The sequence below is a fragment of the Azospirillum brasilense genome, assembly GCF_003349955.1.
Lineage (GTDB): Bacteria > Pseudomonadota > Alphaproteobacteria > Azospirillales > Azospirillaceae > Azospirillum > Azospirillum brasilense_B.
Genome location: NZ_QLKQ01000075.1, coordinates 15,537 through 33,661 on the forward strand (window position 1 = coordinate 15,537; position 18,125 = coordinate 33,661).

At 68.6% G+C, this 18,125-nt stretch carries 6 protein-coding genes; 4 read left to right on the plus strand and 2 right to left on the minus strand.

What is annotated here, in order from left to right; translation table 11 throughout:
• Positions 1 to 123 precede the first annotated feature (123 nt).
• Both DXK32_RS25760 and DXK32_RS25765 read right to left on the minus strand, forming a co-directional pair.
• Positions 124 to 1,158: a helix-turn-helix domain-containing protein gene (locus tag DXK32_RS25760; protein ID WP_114861109.1), complete on the minus strand. Its 1,035-nt coding sequence runs from the start codon at positions 1,156 to 1,158 to the stop codon at positions 124 to 126.
• 304 nt (positions 1,159 to 1,462) lie between these two features.
• A complete protein-coding gene (locus DXK32_RS25765; protein ID WP_162801348.1) occupies positions 1,463 to 2,548 on the minus strand; it encodes a helix-turn-helix domain-containing protein in 1,086 nt (361 codons plus the stop codon).
• A 294-nt stretch (positions 2,549 to 2,842) separates the two neighbouring features.
• On the opposite strand from DXK32_RS25765, the gene DXK32_RS25770 reads away from it, so the two are divergent.
• The 4 genes from DXK32_RS25770 to DXK32_RS25785 all read left to right on the plus strand — a co-directional run bounded on the left by DXK32_RS25770 (position 2,843) and on the right by DXK32_RS25785 (position 17,574).
• Positions 2,843 to 14,098: an MBG domain-containing protein gene (locus DXK32_RS25770; protein ID WP_162801349.1), complete on the plus strand. Its 11,256-nt coding sequence runs from the start codon at positions 2,843 to 2,845 to the stop codon at positions 14,096 to 14,098.
• On the plus strand, positions 14,098 to 15,891 hold the full coding sequence (locus tag DXK32_RS25775) for a ShlB/FhaC/HecB family hemolysin secretion/activation protein (RefSeq protein ID WP_114861112.1): 1,794 nt from the start codon (positions 14,098 to 14,100) through the stop codon (positions 15,889 to 15,891). The genes DXK32_RS25770 and DXK32_RS25775 overlap by 1 nt, the downstream gene beginning before the upstream one ends.
• Positions 15,892 to 15,921: 30 nt before the next feature.
• Positions 15,922 to 16,458 (plus strand): invasion associated locus B family protein, encoded by a 537-nt coding sequence (locus DXK32_RS25780; protein WP_114861113.1) that lies wholly within the window; start codon positions 15,922 to 15,924, stop codon positions 16,456 to 16,458.
• A gap of 99 nt (positions 16,459 to 16,557) precedes the next feature.
• Complete coding sequence (locus tag DXK32_RS25785; protein WP_114861114.1) at positions 16,558 to 17,574, plus strand: IS110 family transposase; 1,017 nt, start codon at positions 16,558 to 16,560, stop codon at positions 17,572 to 17,574.
• The last annotated feature ends 551 nt before the right edge of the window (positions 17,575 to 18,125 follow it).

Below are 18,125 nucleotides of genomic sequence, written 5' to 3' on the forward strand. Positions count from 1 at the left end.
GCCGGAAAACAGAACCCTCGGGCCTCCTCCTCGATGATTGCCTCGATACGGGAATAGGGAGCGGGTTCGCGGATCAGCCTCGTAAGCCTTCAGCGGGCGATAAATATGGTGGGAACTGGGACCCTAGAAAACAGCCAGTTCATGGAACCAGCGCTTCAAGGCGTCAGCCGATCCAGCCGCCAGGGAGCGCGGTCGCTGTTTGTTGTTGCGCGCATCGCGCGGCGTCATACCGAACGCGGATCGGAAGGCCCGGCTGAAGGCGGCCTCAGAGCGGAAGCCCCAGCGGTGCGCGATCTCAGCGATGCGGAGGCCCCCGTGCGCCGCGGTCAGTTCGCCGAGGCAGCGGTCGAGCCGACGCCGCAGGATGTAGGCGGACACCCCGCCGAGCGGCTCGAACAGCCGATACAGGGTCGGGCGGGACAGGCCGAACGCTTCGGCGACCTGGGCCGCTCCGAAATCAGGATCGCCGAGACGCGCGTCGATGTGGCGCTTGATGGCCGCCATGCGGGACGCCTGCATCTGGGGCCGGACGAGATCCAGCGCGTCGACGGTCGGGCCCAGGCACCCGGCGACGAAGGCGGCGCTGCCTTTGGTCAAGATCAGGGCCTCGCGGGCCGACAAAGCGTCGGCCGCCCGGTACAGCGATTGGATGTGACCGGAAAGCAGGGCGCCGAGCGGCGTGTCGCCGCGCAGGACCATCCCGTGCAATGCATCCGGCGCGCTCACCAGCGGGGCCAGCATCTCCCGCGGCAGGCAGAGCGTCAGGGTGTCCATGTCGGTGTCGACCGTGTGGACGGTCTGCGCCAGATCCAGGACGCAGACGTCGCCCGGACCGACCTGGACGTCGCGCCGCCCCATCGTCCCGCAGGAACCGCCCCGGCGCTGCACCTGGATCAGGTAATGGTCGATGCCGCTGCGTGTGATGACCTGGGGGGTGCGGTGGAAGGTTTGCGTCACCGAGGCGCAGCGGCCGAGCAGCACGCCGCCCAGATGATAGGTCTGCAACGTTCCGCGGAACGCGCCGACCTCCTCCTTGGGCAGGGTGATGTCGAACACCGGCGACATCTGGTCCCGCCACAGCCAGAATCCTTCTTCTCCCGGACTCTCCAGGCTGTCGAAGGAAAGAAACGGAGCGGTGCCGTGGGTTGCATCGGCCATCAATGGTACCCAAACAATTCCCTTCGGGAAGGAAAGCCACTCGTCCGCACCGCTGTCAAGATTCAACGGGCATGGCTTTTATAAGCAACAGTGGCTTGGCCGGGCCGAACTTTGGCCCGGATGGATAAGCTCCGACTTGCAACGACGCCCCCTTCGACGGGCGGAGGCGGTGCTGTATTCAATCTTTGCAAGAACAGGAGTGGGTGAACATTATCTTGCCAGCCAATCAATCAGCGCTCCCGGCGCGCGCTGGCGCACGGCTTCGTGGCTTGGTGAGAACAGACATGGGCCGGAACGGCGAGAGTCAGGACGGCAAGTTGCCCGGGGTCAGGGACCGCATCCACCGTTCGAGAACACGCTCCGCCGCCCCATCGTCCTTCGGCGCGGACTGCCGCATGCGTTCGGCGGTGTCCCGCGCCTCGCCCGGCGCCATGCCGTAGGCGGCGCGGAACGCCCGGCTGAACGCGGCTTCCGACCCGAATCCCCAGTGGTAGGCGATGTCGGCGATCCGGGGCCGGTCCGGTTGGGGCGCCGCCAGATCGTGAAGCGCCCGCGCCAGCCGACGGTCGCGGACATGCTTCGCCACCCCGCCCAGCGGCTCGAACAGGCGGTAGAGGGTCGAGCGCGACAGGCCGAAGGCGTCGCAGATTAGATCGGTCCCGAGGTCGGCGGCGTCGAGCTCCCGGTCGATGAAGCTCGTGATGCGGTCGAGCAGGCCTCCCTGCGGCTCGTCGATCGGGCCGCGGGCGTCGAGCGCCGAACCGATGCCCGCGGCGATCACACCGATGGCGCCGCCGGCCACCGCGGCGGCCGCCTTGACGCTCAGGCCGGGGAGTTGGGCGTGGAGGTTGCGGACATGGTCGTTCAGCAGCGTTCCCACCGCCGACGCGGCCGGCAGCACCAGCCCGTGCAGGATCTCGGGCGCCTTGTTCGGAGAAATCAGGGCCGCGCGGGGGATCACCAGCGTCAGGGCGCTGAAAGCCGTGGTCTCGACGGCCAGCGGCCGGGCGAAATCCAGAACGCCGACATCGCCGGCCCGCATCGCGAACGCCCGTTCGCCCGCCCTGCCGGTGCAGCCGCCGTCGAGATAGACCTGGATCAGGCAGTGGTCCACGGCGCCGCGGGCGATGGTGGCGCTCGTGCGGCGCAGGGTCGCCGGCGGCCCGTCGATGCGCGCCATCAGCAAGCTGCCGAGGTGGTGGGTCGTCATCGACCCGGCGAAGCCGGACCCGCCGTCCTCCGTGTCGTCTTTCCTGTCGTCCTCCGCGCCGACCGGCTCGGCGTCGAAGAAGACCGACAGGATGTCGCGCCACTGGCGGACGCGCTCCCGGCCCGACAGGCCATCGGGAGGGAAGCGCAGCACCGGAATCGCGGGTTCGTCGGCGGGCACCGCAGGGCTTCCCATGACGGGGACGGAGGCGGTGTCCTTTAGCAAGCTCCGCCCACCGCCCGCAACAGGACGTTGGGCCGGGCCGCCGCCGTGAGACGCGGTGCCAAGTTTTTGGGACGGATCGTCGGGCGGGGGCGGGACCGATCCGATAAATTTCCCTCTCCATAAGGAGTAAGCCGTGGGCCGGCCGGTCGATGGGGAGCGGGATTGCGGCCGTGTCGTGGCCGCACCCGGCGCGCCCGGACCACGCCGCCGCCCATGCCGACAGGGACCGGTGCCAAGGGAATGCAACACGTGACGACGGGGCGTCGGCGCTCCACCGGACGGACCATCGGCCGCGGCAGCCTGCTGTTCCTTCTGCTGAGCGGCACGGCGCTCACCCCCCTGCACTCGGCCGTCGCCGACGACGCGCTGCCGACCGGCGGGCGCTTCACCGCCGGGAACGGGCGCATCGCCGAGCAGGCCGGCGGGCTGCGCATCGACCAGGGCTCGCGCACCGGCATCGTCGAATGGCAGGGCTTCTCCATCGGCGCCGGGAAGTCGGTCCACATCGACAACGGCGCCGGCGCCACCCTGAACCGCGTCACCGGCGCTCTGCCCTCGCGCATCGACGGGTCGCTGACGGCGACCGGCTCCGCCTATCTCGTCAACCGCGCCGGGATCGTGGTCGGCAAGGAGGGGCGGGTCGCGACCGGCGGCAGCTTCATCGCGTCCACCCACGACGTGCCCGACGCCGCCTTCGCCGCCCAGGGCGACATGACCTTCGCGGGGACGTCGAAGGCCGCCGTGGTCAACATGGGTACGATCGCCTCGCGGGGCGGCGACGTGGCGCTGATCGCCCGCTCCGTGCGCAACGAGGGGACCATCGCGGCGCCGAAGGGAACCGCCGCCCTGGCGGCCGGCTACGAGGTGCTGGCGAAGGAGAAGGCCGACGCCGACGGTCGGTTCGTCGTCAAGATCGGCGGGGCGGACACCGAGGCGGTCAACGCCGGAACGCTGGCGGCGGCCAACGCCGAGATGCGGGCGAACGGCGGCAACCTCTACGCGCTGGCCGGCAACACCGGCGGCCTCGTCAAGGCGACGGGGGCCGCCACGCGGGACGGCCGCGTCTTCCTGACGGCGGGTGACGGCGGCGCGGTGACCGTCGACAGCCCGGTGGTGGCGCAGCGCCGGATCGCCGAGGCCAACCCGAAGCCGGACCGCCCGACGCCGGAGCGCCCGACGCCGGAGGTCCGGGAGCCGGGGCGGAGGGACGGGGCGGCCAAGCGGCCGCCGCGGCCCTCACGGCGACCGGACGTGTCGGGCGGCGACATCCGGGTGTCCGGCGAGTCGGTGAGGATCGCCGGAACGCTCGACGCCTCGGGAGCGGCCGGCCGGGGTGGAACGCTGGTGGCGACCGGCGGGACGGTGGTGCTGTCCGGGACGGCGGCGCTGGACGTGTCCGGCGCGTCGGGCGGCACACTGCTGGTCGGCGGCGACTACCAGGGCGGACGGAACACGGCGACGCGCTACCTCGCCGAACCGGTGGCGACGGCGCGGACGCTGACGGTGGAGGCGGGGGCGCGGCTCCGCGCCGACGGCACGCGGGGGGACGGCGGCCGGGTCGTGCTGTGGTCCGACCGCGACACCGCCTTCGCCGGGGCGATCTCGGCGCGGGGCGCCGGCAAGGGCGGCGACGCGGAGGTGTCGGGCAAGGCGCGGCTGGCCTTCACCGGCACGGCGGACCTGCGCGGAACGGCGGGCTTCGGCACGCTGCTGCTCGACCCCTACAACCTGACCATCTCCGACGCCGCCGACAGCGGAATGTCCGGTTTCAGCGCCAGCGGCGACGACAGCGTTCTGAACGTGAACACGCTGAAGTCGGCGTTGAACTTCGCCAACGTCGAGGTGACGACGGGGGACGGCGGAACCCAGGCCGGCGACATCACGGTGGCGGCACCGCTCACCTGGAACGCGTCGACGACGCTCACCCTGTCGGCGTACCGGGACATCACGGTGAACGCCGCCCTCACCGCCCAGGGCGACGAGGGCATGATCGTGCTGAAGGCCGGCCGCGACATCGCGGTGAATGCGGCCGTCACCGGCGAAACCAGATCCGACCTTTCGCTGCTGGCCAAGCGCGACGTCACGGTGAGCGCCGCCATGCGCGGTGCGAAGGTGGTGCTGTGGTCGGATTACGCCGGCATCGGGACGGGAAGCGTGCAGTTCGGCGCGGGAGCCACCGTCACGGCCTCCGGCGGAGCGTCCATCCTCTACAACCCCACCGCCTACACCGCGCCGACCGATTATTCCGGCATCGCTGGGGCGGGCACGGCGGTGACCGGCTACATGTTGGTGAACACGGCGGAAAATCTGCAGGCCATCGGCACCAATCTGGCCGGCACCTACGCGCTGGGCCGCGACATCGACGCGGACGCCACCGCCGGCTGGAACCACGGCGCCGGCTTCGCCCCGCTGGGCAGCGTCGCCACGCCCTTCACCGGTTTGCTCGACGGGCGGGACCATGCCGTCAGCGGGTTGACCATCAACCGGCCCGGCAGCGACGATGTCGGCCTGTTCGGCGTCGTCGGCACCGGCGGCGCGGTGCGGGACGTCCGCATGGTGGGCGGCAGCGTGCTTGGGGCGAACCGGGTCGGAGCCCTGGTCGGCAGCAACGCCGGGGCGGTGACCTGGGCGTCGGCCACCGGCACGGTGACCGGCCGGGGTGGTGAGGTCGGCGGGCTGGTCGGCAGCAACAGCGGGACCATCGGCCAGTCCTTCGCCACCGGCGCGGTGACGGCACAGGGCGGCGCGGTTGGCGGGCTGGTCGGCAGCAGCAGCGGGACGATCCTCCAGACCTATGCCAGCGGCGCCGTGACGGCGGGGGGCGATCAGGTTGGCGGGCTGGTCGGACGGGTGACGGCAGGGTCGGTGACCGAAACCTACGCCCTGGGCAGCGTGACGGGAACGAGGTCGGTCGGCGGCCTGATCGGAGACAATGGCGGCACGGTGACCGAGAGCTACGCCACCGGCGCCGTGACGGGGCAGGATGCCGGCGGGCTGATCGGTGCCAACGGCGGCACGGTCGAATGGTCCTTTTGGGACACGCAGACCACCGGCCTTGGGAATAATGGCATCGGCACCGGCAGCGGCACGGCCAACGGATTAAGAGGCCTGACCTCAGACGAGATCCGGACTTCCGACTCGGTGGTGCAGGACGGCCAGTATTTTGCCGTCGGTACTAGCAAATGGTACCTGAATTTCTACTACCCCGATCCGGACTTCAGGCCCATTGGGATGTGGGAGGCGCCTAGGAAGGGAGCGGACGGTTATGCCGTCGTCAGCAATCTGCATCAGCTCGTCCTGATAAACGCAGCCACCGATTGGTTTCAATATTACAGTGGCAACTATCGGCTGGGCATGGACATCGACGCGTCCGAGACCGCCGGCCTCAACCCTGCAGGCATCTGGGGCACGCGCGGATTCGTCCCGATTGGGGTAGGGGACGTTACATTCCGTGGGACCTTCGACGGGAATGGCCATGTAATCAATAATCTTTTTATCAATCGTCCACAAATCTCGAACTTGGGATTCTTTGGTCGGGCGTCAGGATCGGCTAGCAGAAGTGCTATCATCAAAAATATCGGGATTGTCAATGGCCAATTCTCTGGGGCGTCATCAATCTTTGTCGGAGGTCTTGTCGGTAGCACAGCTGGAGGAGTGATTGTCGAGAACTCCTACTTCATTGGAACTGTTTCCGGCCACAGTGTTGTTGGAGGGCTTGTTGGAGCCGCAAGCTCTACGGACCGGATCAAACGATCCTACGCGGCCGCATCGGTCACCGCTGCAGGAAGCTCGGCTGGAGGGCTTGTCGGAAGAAGTTCCGCAGAGATCAACGAATCGTACGCTTCCGGCCGTGTGACGGGAGCCAGCAACGTCGGCGGCTTTATCGGCCAGCATACTCAAGGCACCATCACCAACTCCTATTGGGACACGCAGACCAGCGGGCAGCAGAATGGCGTCGGCAACAAGGTGGTGACCGGGCTGACCGGGCTGACCACCGCCGAGGCGCGCCAGGCATCCTCCTATGTCGGCTGGGATTTCACCAAGGACTGGTACCAGTCCACGGACATGCGGCCCATCGGGCGGTGGGAGGCGGCGAAGCCGGGAAGCGATGGCGTCGCCACCGTCACCAACCTCCACCAGCTCCAGCTGATCGACGCGAACCCGGCGGGGTCCTACCGGCTCGAGGCGGACATCGACGCACAGGCGACGTCGGGCGCCGATGCGGCCGGCGTCTGGGGAGCGGGCGGCTTCACGCCCCTGGGGACGGGGGGCGCCGGCTTCAGCGGTCGGTTCGACGGGCGCGGCCATCTGATCCGCGGGCTGACCATCAACCGTCCGACGAGCGACGACGTCGGGCTGTTCGGCCGGATCGGCTCGGGCGGGACGGTGGGTTACGTCGGGTTGGACGCGACCAGCACCGTGACCGGCCGCGACCGGGTCGGCGCCATCGCCGGAAGGAACGGCGGCACCATCCTCCAGTCCTTCTCGCGGGCCGGCGTGAGCGGGCAGGGCCTCGGCACCGGCGGGCTGGTGGGCCTCAACACCGCCACCATCCGCCAGTCCTACGCCACCGGCGCGGTGACCGGGCAGGGCGACGGCGTCGGCGGGCTGGTAGGCGACAACAGCGCGGGCGGCTCCATCGCCCAGTCCTACGCCACCGGGGCGGTGACCGGGCAGGGCCTCGGCACCGGAGGGCTGGTGGGGAACAACGGCGCGGGCAGCTCCATCACCCAGTCCTATGCCACGGGCGCGGTTTCCGGGCAGGGCGCCGCGCTCGGCGGGCTGGTCGGGCGCAACGACGGCGCGACCACGCTGTCCTACTGGAACACGCAGACCAGCGGCATGGCGGCCGGCGCCGGGGCCGGGTCGGTCACCGGCGTCACCGGTCTGGACAGCGCGGGGATGCGCGACGCGAGCAGCTTCACCGGCTTCGACCGCATGGTCTGGGCGCCGGCCGACGGAACGGACGCGCCCCTGCTGTATGGGGTGTCCGGCGTGGTCGGCGTGGTGCAGTCCGCCGTCTATGGCGACGATCCGCAGACGGTGCCCGTCTCCTTGCTGGGCGGCTGGGCCTGGAGCCGGGTCACCGGCTCGGCGTCGAGCACTCTGGCGGCCGGCACGAATGTCGGGACCCATGTGAATCTCCTCGACACATCGGGGGTTGCCGCCACCTTCAGCGCGGGCGGGGCGGCCCGTGTGGTGAATGTGGGCACCGTGGTGACGCCGGCGACGCTGACGGTGACGGCGGACAATGGGACGATGGTCTACGGCGATGCCGTGCCGTCGCTGGGCTACACGACGTCCGGCTGGAAGAACGGCCAGAGCGACGCTCTTCTGTCCGGCGTGACCGTGTCCACGAGCGCCACCGCACTGTCCGACGTCGGGGACTACGCCAGCACGGCGACGGGTGGGGTTCTGTCCGGCGCGGCGGTGGGCAACTACACGATTGTCCACACGACCGGCACCGTCTCGATCACACCGGCGACGCTGACGGTGACGGCGGCTGACGGGACGATGGTCTACGGCGACGCGGTGCCGTCGCTGGGCTACACGACGTCCGGCTGGAAGAACGGCCAGAGCGGCGCCTTGCTGTCCGGTGTCGACGTGTCCACGAACGCCACCGCGCTGTCGGACGTGGGGAGCGCTTATACCACCACGGCAACAGGCGGCACGCTGTCGGGCGCGGCGGCGGGCAACTACACGTTCAGCTACGTCAACGGCGCGTTTTCGGTGACGCCGGCGACGCTGACGGTGACGGCGGACAATGGGACGATGGTCTACGGCGACGCCGTGCCGTCGCTGGGCTACACGGCGTCCGGCTGGAAGAACGGCCAGAGCGGCGCGTTGCTGTCCGGCGTCACCGTCTCTACGGACGCCACGTCCTTGTCGAATGTCGGAACCGCCTACATCACCACGGCAACAGGCGGGACGTTGTCTGGCGCAGCGGCCGGCAACTACACGCTCAGCCATGTCGGCGGCAGCTTCGCGGTGACCCCGGCGACGCTGACCGTGACGGCGGACAATGGGACGATGGTCTACGGCGACGCCGTCCCGTCGCTGGGCTACGCGACGTCCGGCTGGAAGAACGGCCAGAGCGGGGCGCTGCTGTCCGGTGTCGGCGTGTCCACCAACGCCACCACGCTGTCGGATGTGGGGAGCGCCTATGTCACGACGGCGACGGGCGGCACTCTCTCGGGCGGGGCGGCCGGCAACTATACCATCAGCCATGTGGGCGGTTCCTTCTCGGTGACGCCGGCGACGCTGACGGTAACGGCGGCTGACGGGACGATGGTCTACGGCGACGCCGTGCCGTCGTTGGGCTACGCGACGTCCGGCTGGAAAAACGGCCAAGGCGATACGTTGCTGTCCGATGTCGGCGTATCCACCAACGCCACCGCGCTGTCGGATGTGGGAGCCACCTACATCACCACGGCGATGGGCGGGACGTTGTCTGGCGCGGCGGCCGGCAACTATACGTTCAGCTACCTTAACGGCACCTTCTCGGTGACCCCAGCGCCGCTGACGGTGACGGCGGCCAACGAGACGATGGTCTACGGCGACGCCGTCCCGTCGCTGGGCTACGCGACGTCCGGCTGGAAGAACGGCCAGAGCGGCGCGCTGCTGTCCGGTGTCACTGTCTCCACGGACGCCACGTCGTTGTCGAATGTCGGAGCCACCTACCTCACCACGGCAACAGGCGGGACGTTGTCTGGCGCAGCGGCGGGCAACTACACGCTCAGCCATGTCGACGGCAGCTTCGCGGTGACGCCGGCGACGCTGACGGTGACGGCGGCCAACGGGACGATGGTCTATGGCGACGCCGTGCCGTCGCTGGGCTACAGCGTGTCGGGGTGGAAGAACGGCCAGAGCGGCGCCCTGCTGTCCGATGTCAGCGTGTCCACCAGCGCCACCACGCTGTCGGACGTGGGAACCGCCTACACCACCACAGCGACGGGCGGCACGCTGTCGGGCGCAGCGGCGGGCAACTACACGCTCAGCTACGTCAACGGCACCTTCTCGGTGACTCCGGCGACGCTGACCGTGACGGCCGACAATGGGACGATGGTCTACGGCGATGCGGTGCCGTCGCTGGGTTACAGCGTGTCGGGGTGGAAGAACGGCCAGGGTGACGCCTCGCTCTCGGGCATCAGTGTCTCCGCAAGCGCCACATCCGTGTCGAACGTTGGTGCTTATACCACCATGGCGACCGGCGGCGCGTTGTCCGGGTCGGCTGCCGGCAATTACACGCTCAGCCACGTCAACGGTTCCTTCGCGGTCACTCCGGCCACCCTGACGGTGACGGCTGCCAACGGCACGATGGTCTATGGCGACACCGTACCCTCGCTGGGCTACACGATTTCGGGATGGAAGAACGGCCAGAGCGATGCGCTGCTCTCCGGCGTCACCGTCTCGAGCGACGCTACGTCACTGTCGGATGTGGGAACCGCCTACATCACCACAGCGACGGGCGGCACGCTGGCGGGCGCGGCAACCGGCAACTATACCATCAGCCATGTGGGCGGCTCCTTCTCGGTGACTCCGGCCGCGCTGACGGTGACGGCGGGCAACGGCATGATGGTCTACGGCGATGCCGTGCCGTCGCTGGGCTACACCAGCTCCGGCTGGAAGAACGGCCAGAGCGGGGCGCTGCTCTCGGCGGTCGCAGTCTCCACCAACGCCACCACGCTGTCCGACGTGGGGAGCGCCTATGTCACGACAGCGACGGGCGGCACGCTGTCCGGGTCGGCGGCGGGCAACTACACGCTCAGCCATGTTGGCGGCACCTTCTCGGTGACGCCGGCGACGCTGACCGTGACGGCAGCCAACGGGACGTTGGTCTATGGCGACGCCGTACCGTCGCTGGGCTACAGCGTGGCAGGGTGGAGGAACGGCCAGAGCGATGCGCTGCTGTCCGGCGTCACTGTCTCCACCGACGCCACGTCGCTGTCGAACGTCGGGGTCTACACCAGCACGGCAGCGGGCGGCACGCTGTCGGGCGCGGCAAACGGGAACTATGTGCTCCGCCATGTGGACGGCAGCTTTTCGGTGACCCCGGCGACGCTAACGGTGACCGCCGCCAATGGCGCAATGGTCTACGGTGACACGGCGCCGTCGGTGGGTTACAGCGTGGCGGGCTGGAAGAACGGCCAGGGGGAGGCGCTGCTCTCCGGGGTCACCGTCTCCACCGACGCCACGTCGCTGTCGAACGTCGGGCTCTACACCTCCTCCACAACGGGAGGAATCTTGTCGGGCGCGGCGGCGGGCAATTACACACTCAGCCGTGCGACCGGCACTGTCACGATCACCCCGGCGACGCTGACGGTGACCGCCGCCAATGGCGCGATGGTCTACGGTGATGCCGTGCCGACGCTTGGCTACGGCGTGTCGGGCTGGCGGAACGGCCAGAGCGACGCCCTGCTCTCCGGGGTCACGGTCTCCACCAACGCATCATCCCTGTCGGACGTTGGAACCTCCTACCTCACCACGGCGACGGGCGGAGCGTTGTCCGGAGCGGCCGTCGGCAACTACACCCTCAGCTACGTTGGTGGCTCCCTCTCGGTGACGCCGGCGGTCCTGACGGTGACCGCTGCCAATGGCGCGATGGTCTACGGCGATGCCGTGCCGTCGCTGGGCTACACCAGTTCTGGTTGGAAGAACGGCCAGAGCGATGCGCTGCTCTCAGGCATCGGGGTTTCCACCAACGCCACCACGCTGTCGGATGTGGGGGCCGCCTACACCACCACGGCGATGGGCGGAACGCTGGGGGGCGCGGCGGCGGGAAACTACACTCTCGCCTACGTCGGGGGGGCCTTCTCGGTGACGCCGGCGGCGCTGACGGTGACGGCGGCCAGCGGCACGATGGTTTACGGCGATGCCGTGCCGTCGCTGGGCTACGCCATCTCCGGCTGGAAGAACGGCCAAGGCGACGCTCTCTTGTCCGGCATCGGCGTTTCCACCGACGCCACGTCGCTGTCGAATGTCGGGAACTACGCCAGCACGGCGACCGGTGGAACGCTGTCCGGAGCAGCGGCCGGCAATTACACGCTCAACCACGTCAACGGCGCCATATCGGTGACGCCGGCGACATTGACGGTGACGGCGGGCGGAGGCTCCATGATTTACGGCGACGCCGTACCGTCACTGAGCTACACGACGGCGGGATGGAGAAACGGTCAGGGCGGCGCTCTGCTCTCGGCCGTCACCGTCTCCACGGACGCCACGTCCTTGTCGAATGTAGGGGCCGCCTACACCACCACAGCGACGGGCGGTACGCTGTCCGGGCCGGCGGCGGGCAATTACACGCTCAGCTACGTCGACGGTGCCTTCTCGGTGACGCCGGCGACGCTGACCGTGACGGCGGCCAATGGGACGATGGTCTATGGCGACGCCGTACCGTCGCTGGGCTACACGACGTCGGGCTGGAGGAACGGCCAGAGCGACGCCCTGCTGTCCGGCGTCGGCATCTCTACGGACGCCACGTCCTTGTCGAATGTCGGAACCTCGTACCTTACCATGGCGACGGGCGGAGTGTTGTCGGGCAGCGCGACGGGCAATTACACTCTCGCCTACGTCGGGGGGGCCTTCGCGGTGACGCCGGCGACGTTGACGGTGACGGCAGCCGACGCGACGATGATCTACGGCGAGAACGTCCCGGCACTGGGCTACACCACATCGGGGTGGAAGAACGGCCAGGGTGACGCCTCGCTCTCGGGCATCAGCGTCTCCGCAAGCGCTACATCCGTGTCGAATGTTGGGACTTACGCCAGCACCGCGACGGGCGGGATGTTGTCGGGCGCGGCGGCCGGCAATTACACACTCAGCCATGTGGGCGGCACCGTCTTGATCAGCCCGGCGCCGTTGACCGTGACCGCCGGCAACGGCGTGAGGGTCTACGGCGACGCCGTGCCGTCGCTGGGTTACAGCGTGTCGGGGTGGAAGAACGGCCAGGGCGACGCGTTGCTGTCCGGCGTCACCGTGTCCACCAACGCCACGGCTCTGTCCGACGTCGGCAGCGCCTACCTCACGTCGGCGACAGGCGGGACGCTGTCCGGGGCGGCGGCCGGCAACTACACGCTCAGCTATGTCAACGGCGCATTCTCGGTGACGCCGGCGGTGCTGACGGTGACCGCGGCCAACGGCACGATGGCCTATGGAGATGCCGTGCCGTCACTGGGCTACAGCGTATCGGGCTGGAGGAACGGCCAGAACGGGGCCTTGCTGTCCGGCGTCGGCGTCTCTACCAACGCCACGTCGCTGTCGAATGCCGGAACCGCCTACATCACCACGGCGACGGGCGGGGTTCTGTCAGGCGCCGCGGCTGGAAACTACACGCTCACTCATCTGGGCGGTACCTTCGCGGTGACGCCGGCGACGCTGACGGTGACGGCGGCCGACGGCACAATGGTCTACGGCGATGCCGTGCCGGCGTTGGGCTACACCACATCGGGTTGGAAGAACGGCCAGGGTGACGCCCTGATCTCCGGCATCGGCGTCTCCACCGCCGTTACGTCGCTGTCGAATGCCGGAGCCTATGTCAGCACAGTTACGGGCGGCGTCCTGTCCGGAGCGGCGGTGGGCAACTACAGTCTCAGCCATATGACCGGCACCGTCACAGTGACCCCGGCGCCACTGACCGTGACGGCAGGCAACGGCATGATGGTCTACGGCGACGCCGTGCCGTCGCTGGGCTACGGCGTGTCGGGCTGGAGAAACGGCCAAAGCGACGCCCTGCTGTCCGGTGTCATCGTCTCCACCAACGCCACCGCGCTGTCGAACGTCGGGGCCTATGCCAGTGCGGCGACGGGTGGAACGCTGTCGGGTGCGGCGGCCGGCAACTACACGATCCGCTACGTCAACGGTGCCTTCGCGGTGACCCCGGCGCCGCTGACCGTGACCGCAGCCAACGGCACGATGGTCCTTGGTGACAGCGTGCCGTCGCTGGGCTACAGCGTGTCGGGCTGGAAGAATGGTCAAGGCGACGCCCTGTTGTCCGGCGTCGGCGTCTCCACCAGCGCCACATCTCTGTCGAGCGTCGGACGATACGTCAGCACGGCGACGGGCGGGGTCCTCTCCGGCGATGCGGCAGGAAACTACACGCTTCGCTATGTCGATGGTAACCTGGTGATCGTCCAGCCCCCGCCGGTGGTGGTCGTTGACGACCCGTCCCGTCCGGCCGGCACAGCCAATCCGCTGTCCACCGATCGTCCAACCGCAAGCGATCCGCGCGCCACCCCGGGCGTGCTGGTGGAGTTGCCTCCTCCGTCCGGGATCGCCGCCTTCCTGCCTGCGCGTCTCATCGATCCGGTCGCGCCGTCTCCGGCTGCGCCCACCGTTGCAGGCCGCTCGGGAAGCGAAGCCGGATCGCCGGGCCTCGCATCAGAACAGGATGGGGGTGGCGATGGAACCCAGGACGCCTGCGGCGCGGCCGGCGGCGAAGGCTGTGCATCCCTTCCCCACCCCGCCAACCGGGTTCTGGGAACCTTCCTGAGCGTGAAATCCCCGTGATGCCGTCAAACCCTTGCCGTTTCCCCATCCAAGCCTTCGCCCTGGGTGTCCTGGTCCTGGTCCTGGTCCTGGTCCTGGTCCTGTCGGGCGGCGGCGCGCTCGCGCAGTCCGTGCCGGTCGAACGGAACCCGCCGCCGGAGCAGGCGGCGCCGTCCGCCACAATCACGGTCGATCCTGGCAGCCGCGTGGCGGCGGACCCAACGCCGCTCGGCGTCTCGCTGCGCGCCTTCCGCCTGATCGGCCGCAATGCGGCCGCCCCGCTTCCAGAGGGGGACGAGGTCGTCATCGGCCGGATCGGCCTGGGAGGTGTGGAGCCCGATCCGGCCTTGCGGAGCGAGTTGCGCGCGGCACTCGCCGGCTTCATCGGCCGGCCGCTGTCCATGGCGCTGATCGCCGATGCGCAAGCGGCCGTCGCGGGGGTCTATCGGGACGTCGGCTACCCGTTCGTCTCGGTCAGCGTTCCCCCGCAGGAAATTTCCGCCGGCATCCTCAGCCTGCAGGTGATCGAGTTCGCATTGGGCCGGGTCTCCACCCAGGGGGAAGAGGATGAGCCCGGCGCTTCCGTCGCGGAGCGGATTCGTGGCGCCGAGGGTGAGCGGATCGAGGCGGCGCGGATCGACGAGGATTTGCGTTGGCTCAACCGCTATCCCTACCGCCGGGTGCAGGGCGTCTTTTCACCCGGCGACGGTTTCGGCCGGTCCGATCTGACGCTGGAAGTGACCCGGCAGAAGCCTTGGCAGGTCTTCGCCGGCTATTCCAACACCGGCACGCGCGAGACCGACCGCAACCGCCTGTTCGTCGGCGGCGGGTTCGGCCTTGCCGGGCTCGACCACGCCTACGGCTCCTGGCAGACGACCGGATCGCGCGACCTGTTCTCCGATGCCGGGCGTCTGTTTCCGGGTGACGGCGACCGGGCCCGCTATCTCAGCCATTCGGCCCGCTTCGTTCTGCCGACCGGCGATCGCCAGGCGATCGAGGTCAGCCCGAACTTTGTGGCGACGCGTCAGAAGACGGATCCCTTCACCTCCGACAACACTTTCTTCGAGCTGCCGGTCTACTACCGTTCCGCGCTTTCCGACCTTCTCCCTGGCGTCCACTTCGGCGACGTCCAAGCGGGAATCGAGATCAAGAGGCTGGAGCGGCGGGTCGCGTTCCAGGATGTGTGGCTGGGCCGGGCGCGCGTGGACCTCTTCCAGATCGGTCTCGGCTGGGACCGGAGCTGGAGCGACCGCCTGGGGACGACGGCGATCGGCCTGACCGGCAAGGCCAATCCCGGCGGCGTCCTGGCCGGCAACGACGACCAGGGCTGGAGCGCTTTCTCGAACGGCCGGGTGCGGCGTCTGGACTACGCGTACATGACCGGCGTGGCGAGCCGCAGCACGGACCTCGGCAACGGCTTCGGCCTCGTCAACGAGCTGACGGTCCAACTCGCCGGGCGGGCGCTGCCCGATACGGAGCAGATCGCGCTCGGCGGTCTCTACGCGGTGCGCGGATACGACCTTGGGGACGGCGTGGCCGATCGCGGCCTCATCCTGCGCAACGACCTGCGTTTGCCCGGTTTCTCGCTGATCCGGGACGATGCCGTACACCCCTTCGCCTTCCTGGACGGTGCCATCGGAACCGACTTCGGAGGGCGCCGCACGCTTTCCCTCGCGGGTACCGGCCTCGGCCTCGACTACCGCTTCGCCGGTCATCTGACGATGGGGCTGACCGCGGGCGTCGCCCTGCTTGACGAGGACAAGCGGCGTGCCGGCGATCTCGACCTGAGGGTCCGGATCTCCACCATCTACTGACCCTATGCAACCCTCTTGAGAAGACCACCGATGATCGCAACCATGACCCGCCCGAGTGTTGCCCTTCTGTCGCTGATGCTTTGCGTTGCCGCCGGTGCCGCATCGGCGCAGCAGCCGACACCGAACCGGACGACGGCCAACTATGACGATTGGATCGTGCGCTGCGAAATGGGGCGCGACGGTGCCAAGGACACGAAGGTCTGTGAGAGCGTGCAGACGGTTGCCGGGCCGGATGGGCGCATCATTGCGCAGACAGTGATCGGCCGGCCGGCCGGAGCCGCCAGCGACAAGATCCTCGTCGAGTTGCCAGCCGGCGTGTGGCTGCCTGACGGGGCGACCATTCGCGTCGGTGACAAGCCGGTTGTCTCGCTCGCCTTCCGTCGGTGCCTGCAATCCTGCTACGCCGACGCGGATCTCTCGAAACAGAGTCTGGATGCCCTGGCGACGGCAACCCAGCCAATCATCCTGGGTTTTTCCGACGGTCCCGGCAAGGCGATGACTCTGCCGCTGTCCGCCAAGGGCCTGCGCAACGCCTACACGGCCAGCGTAGGAAAGCAGGGAGGCTGAAGCGATATGGTGAACTGAGGTGATGTGGTGGACGGCCCTTTTCCCGAATGCCGGTGAAAAGCGTTGGATGTCGAAGACAGCACCTCATGGGAGCCAGCGATGGGCGTGACGACGATCGGTCTGGATCTGGCGAAGAATGTCTTCCAGGTTCATGGCATCGACGGAGACGGGAAGGTTCTGGTCCGTCGGCAGTTACGACGGGGCGAAGTGCTGAAGTTCTTCCAAGGCCTGCCGGCATGCCTGGTGGGGATGGAAGCGTGTGGAACGGCGCACCACTGGGCGCGGGAAATTGCGGCGCTGGGCCATACGGTGAAGCTGATGCCGCCTGCCTACGTCAAACCCTATGTGAAGCGGGGGAAAACCGACGCCGCCGATGCCGAGGCGATCTGCGAGGCGGTGACCCGACCGACGATGCGCTTCGTGGCCGTCAAGACCGTCGATCAGCAGGCCGCCTTGATGCTGCACAAGACCCGTGACCTGCTGGTTCGGCAGCGGACGATGCTGATCAACGCCTTGCGCGGTCACCTCGCGGAATTCGGCATCGTCGCGGCCAAAGGCCCAAGCGGGACGAAAGCCGCCATCGAGGCGCTGCACGAGGCGCAGGATCGTCTGCCGGAACTGGCGCGCCGGGCGCTGCACGGTCTTGTCGATCAGCTCCGCCTGCTCGGCGAGGAGATCGACCGGTTGGAGGCGCGCATTCTGGAGTGGCACCGCGCCAGCGACGTGAGCCGCCGGTTGGCGACGATCCCCGGGATTGGGCCGATCACCGCCAGTGCGATCGCCGCAGCGGTGCCGGATGGGACGCTGTTCCGATCCGGCCGGCAGTTCGCCGCATGGCTCGGCCTGACGCCGAAAGCCCACAGCAGCGGCGGGAAGGACCGGCAGACGGGGATCAGCAAGCAAGGGGACGGTTACATCCGCCGCCTGCTGGTCGTCGGCGCCACGGCGGTCATGCGGCTGGCGCGCCAGGACAACGCGGCGCGATGCTGGGCGGCGAAGCTGCTGGAGCGCAAGCCCGCCAAGCTCGCCGCCGTCGCTCTGGCCAACAAGACCGCGCGCATCGCCTGGGCGGTGCTGACGCGCGGCGGGACCTACGCGGCACCCACCGCCGCATAGTCGAGGTTCGGCTCGGCAGCGGACCAGGGCCCTGCCGAGACGGATGGCGTGAGGGTGGTGAGACGTGATGACGAACCGGTCAGACCGGGGATCGACCAAACCCACGGGGACCAAGCGCCCGGGAGCGCGCTGAGGTGATTTGGGCGTTGATCCGCGGACTTCATCAAGGCCAGCGACCACCGGTCGCGACGACAGGCCGGACACATGGATGCACCCGACCAACCGTCAACACGAATTCTTCTCTTGCGCCGAAAGGGCCGTCCACACATGAGTCCGCTGATAACGTAGGTGTCGCCCATGACTGCGCCTCGCTCGAATGGCTGCGATAAGGGCGATATATTAGCGAAATCAATGGCTTGCGCGAAACTTGGGCGTGGGTGTGTTTGCTACCGAATACCGGACGTCGCCCGCCTGTCGCCACTCGCCCATGAGCACATCAACATGCTCGGCCGTTACGCCTTCACCCTGCCCGAGCCGGTGGCTCGGGGTGAACTGCGAGCCCATCACAAACCGGGGGCAGCCGCGACTCGGCTGAGGTATAGCTGGCGCCA

What these genes read in the sequence shown, in the direction of transcription:
- DXK32_RS25760 (WP_114861109.1), bottom strand. Translation starts at nt 1,158, where the DNA reads ATGGCCGATGCAACCCACGGCACCGCTCCGTTTCTTTCCTTCGACAGC.
- DXK32_RS25775 (WP_114861112.1), top strand. Translation starts at nt 14,098, where the DNA reads ATGCCGTCAAACCCTTGCCGTTTCCCCATCCAAGCCTTCGCCCTGGGT.
- DXK32_RS25780 (WP_114861113.1), top strand. Translation starts at nt 15,922, where the DNA reads ATGATCGCAACCATGACCCGCCCGAGTGTTGCCCTTCTGTCGCTGATG.
- DXK32_RS25785 (WP_114861114.1), top strand. Translation starts at nt 16,558, where the DNA reads ATGGGCGTGACGACGATCGGTCTGGATCTGGCGAAGAATGTCTTCCAG.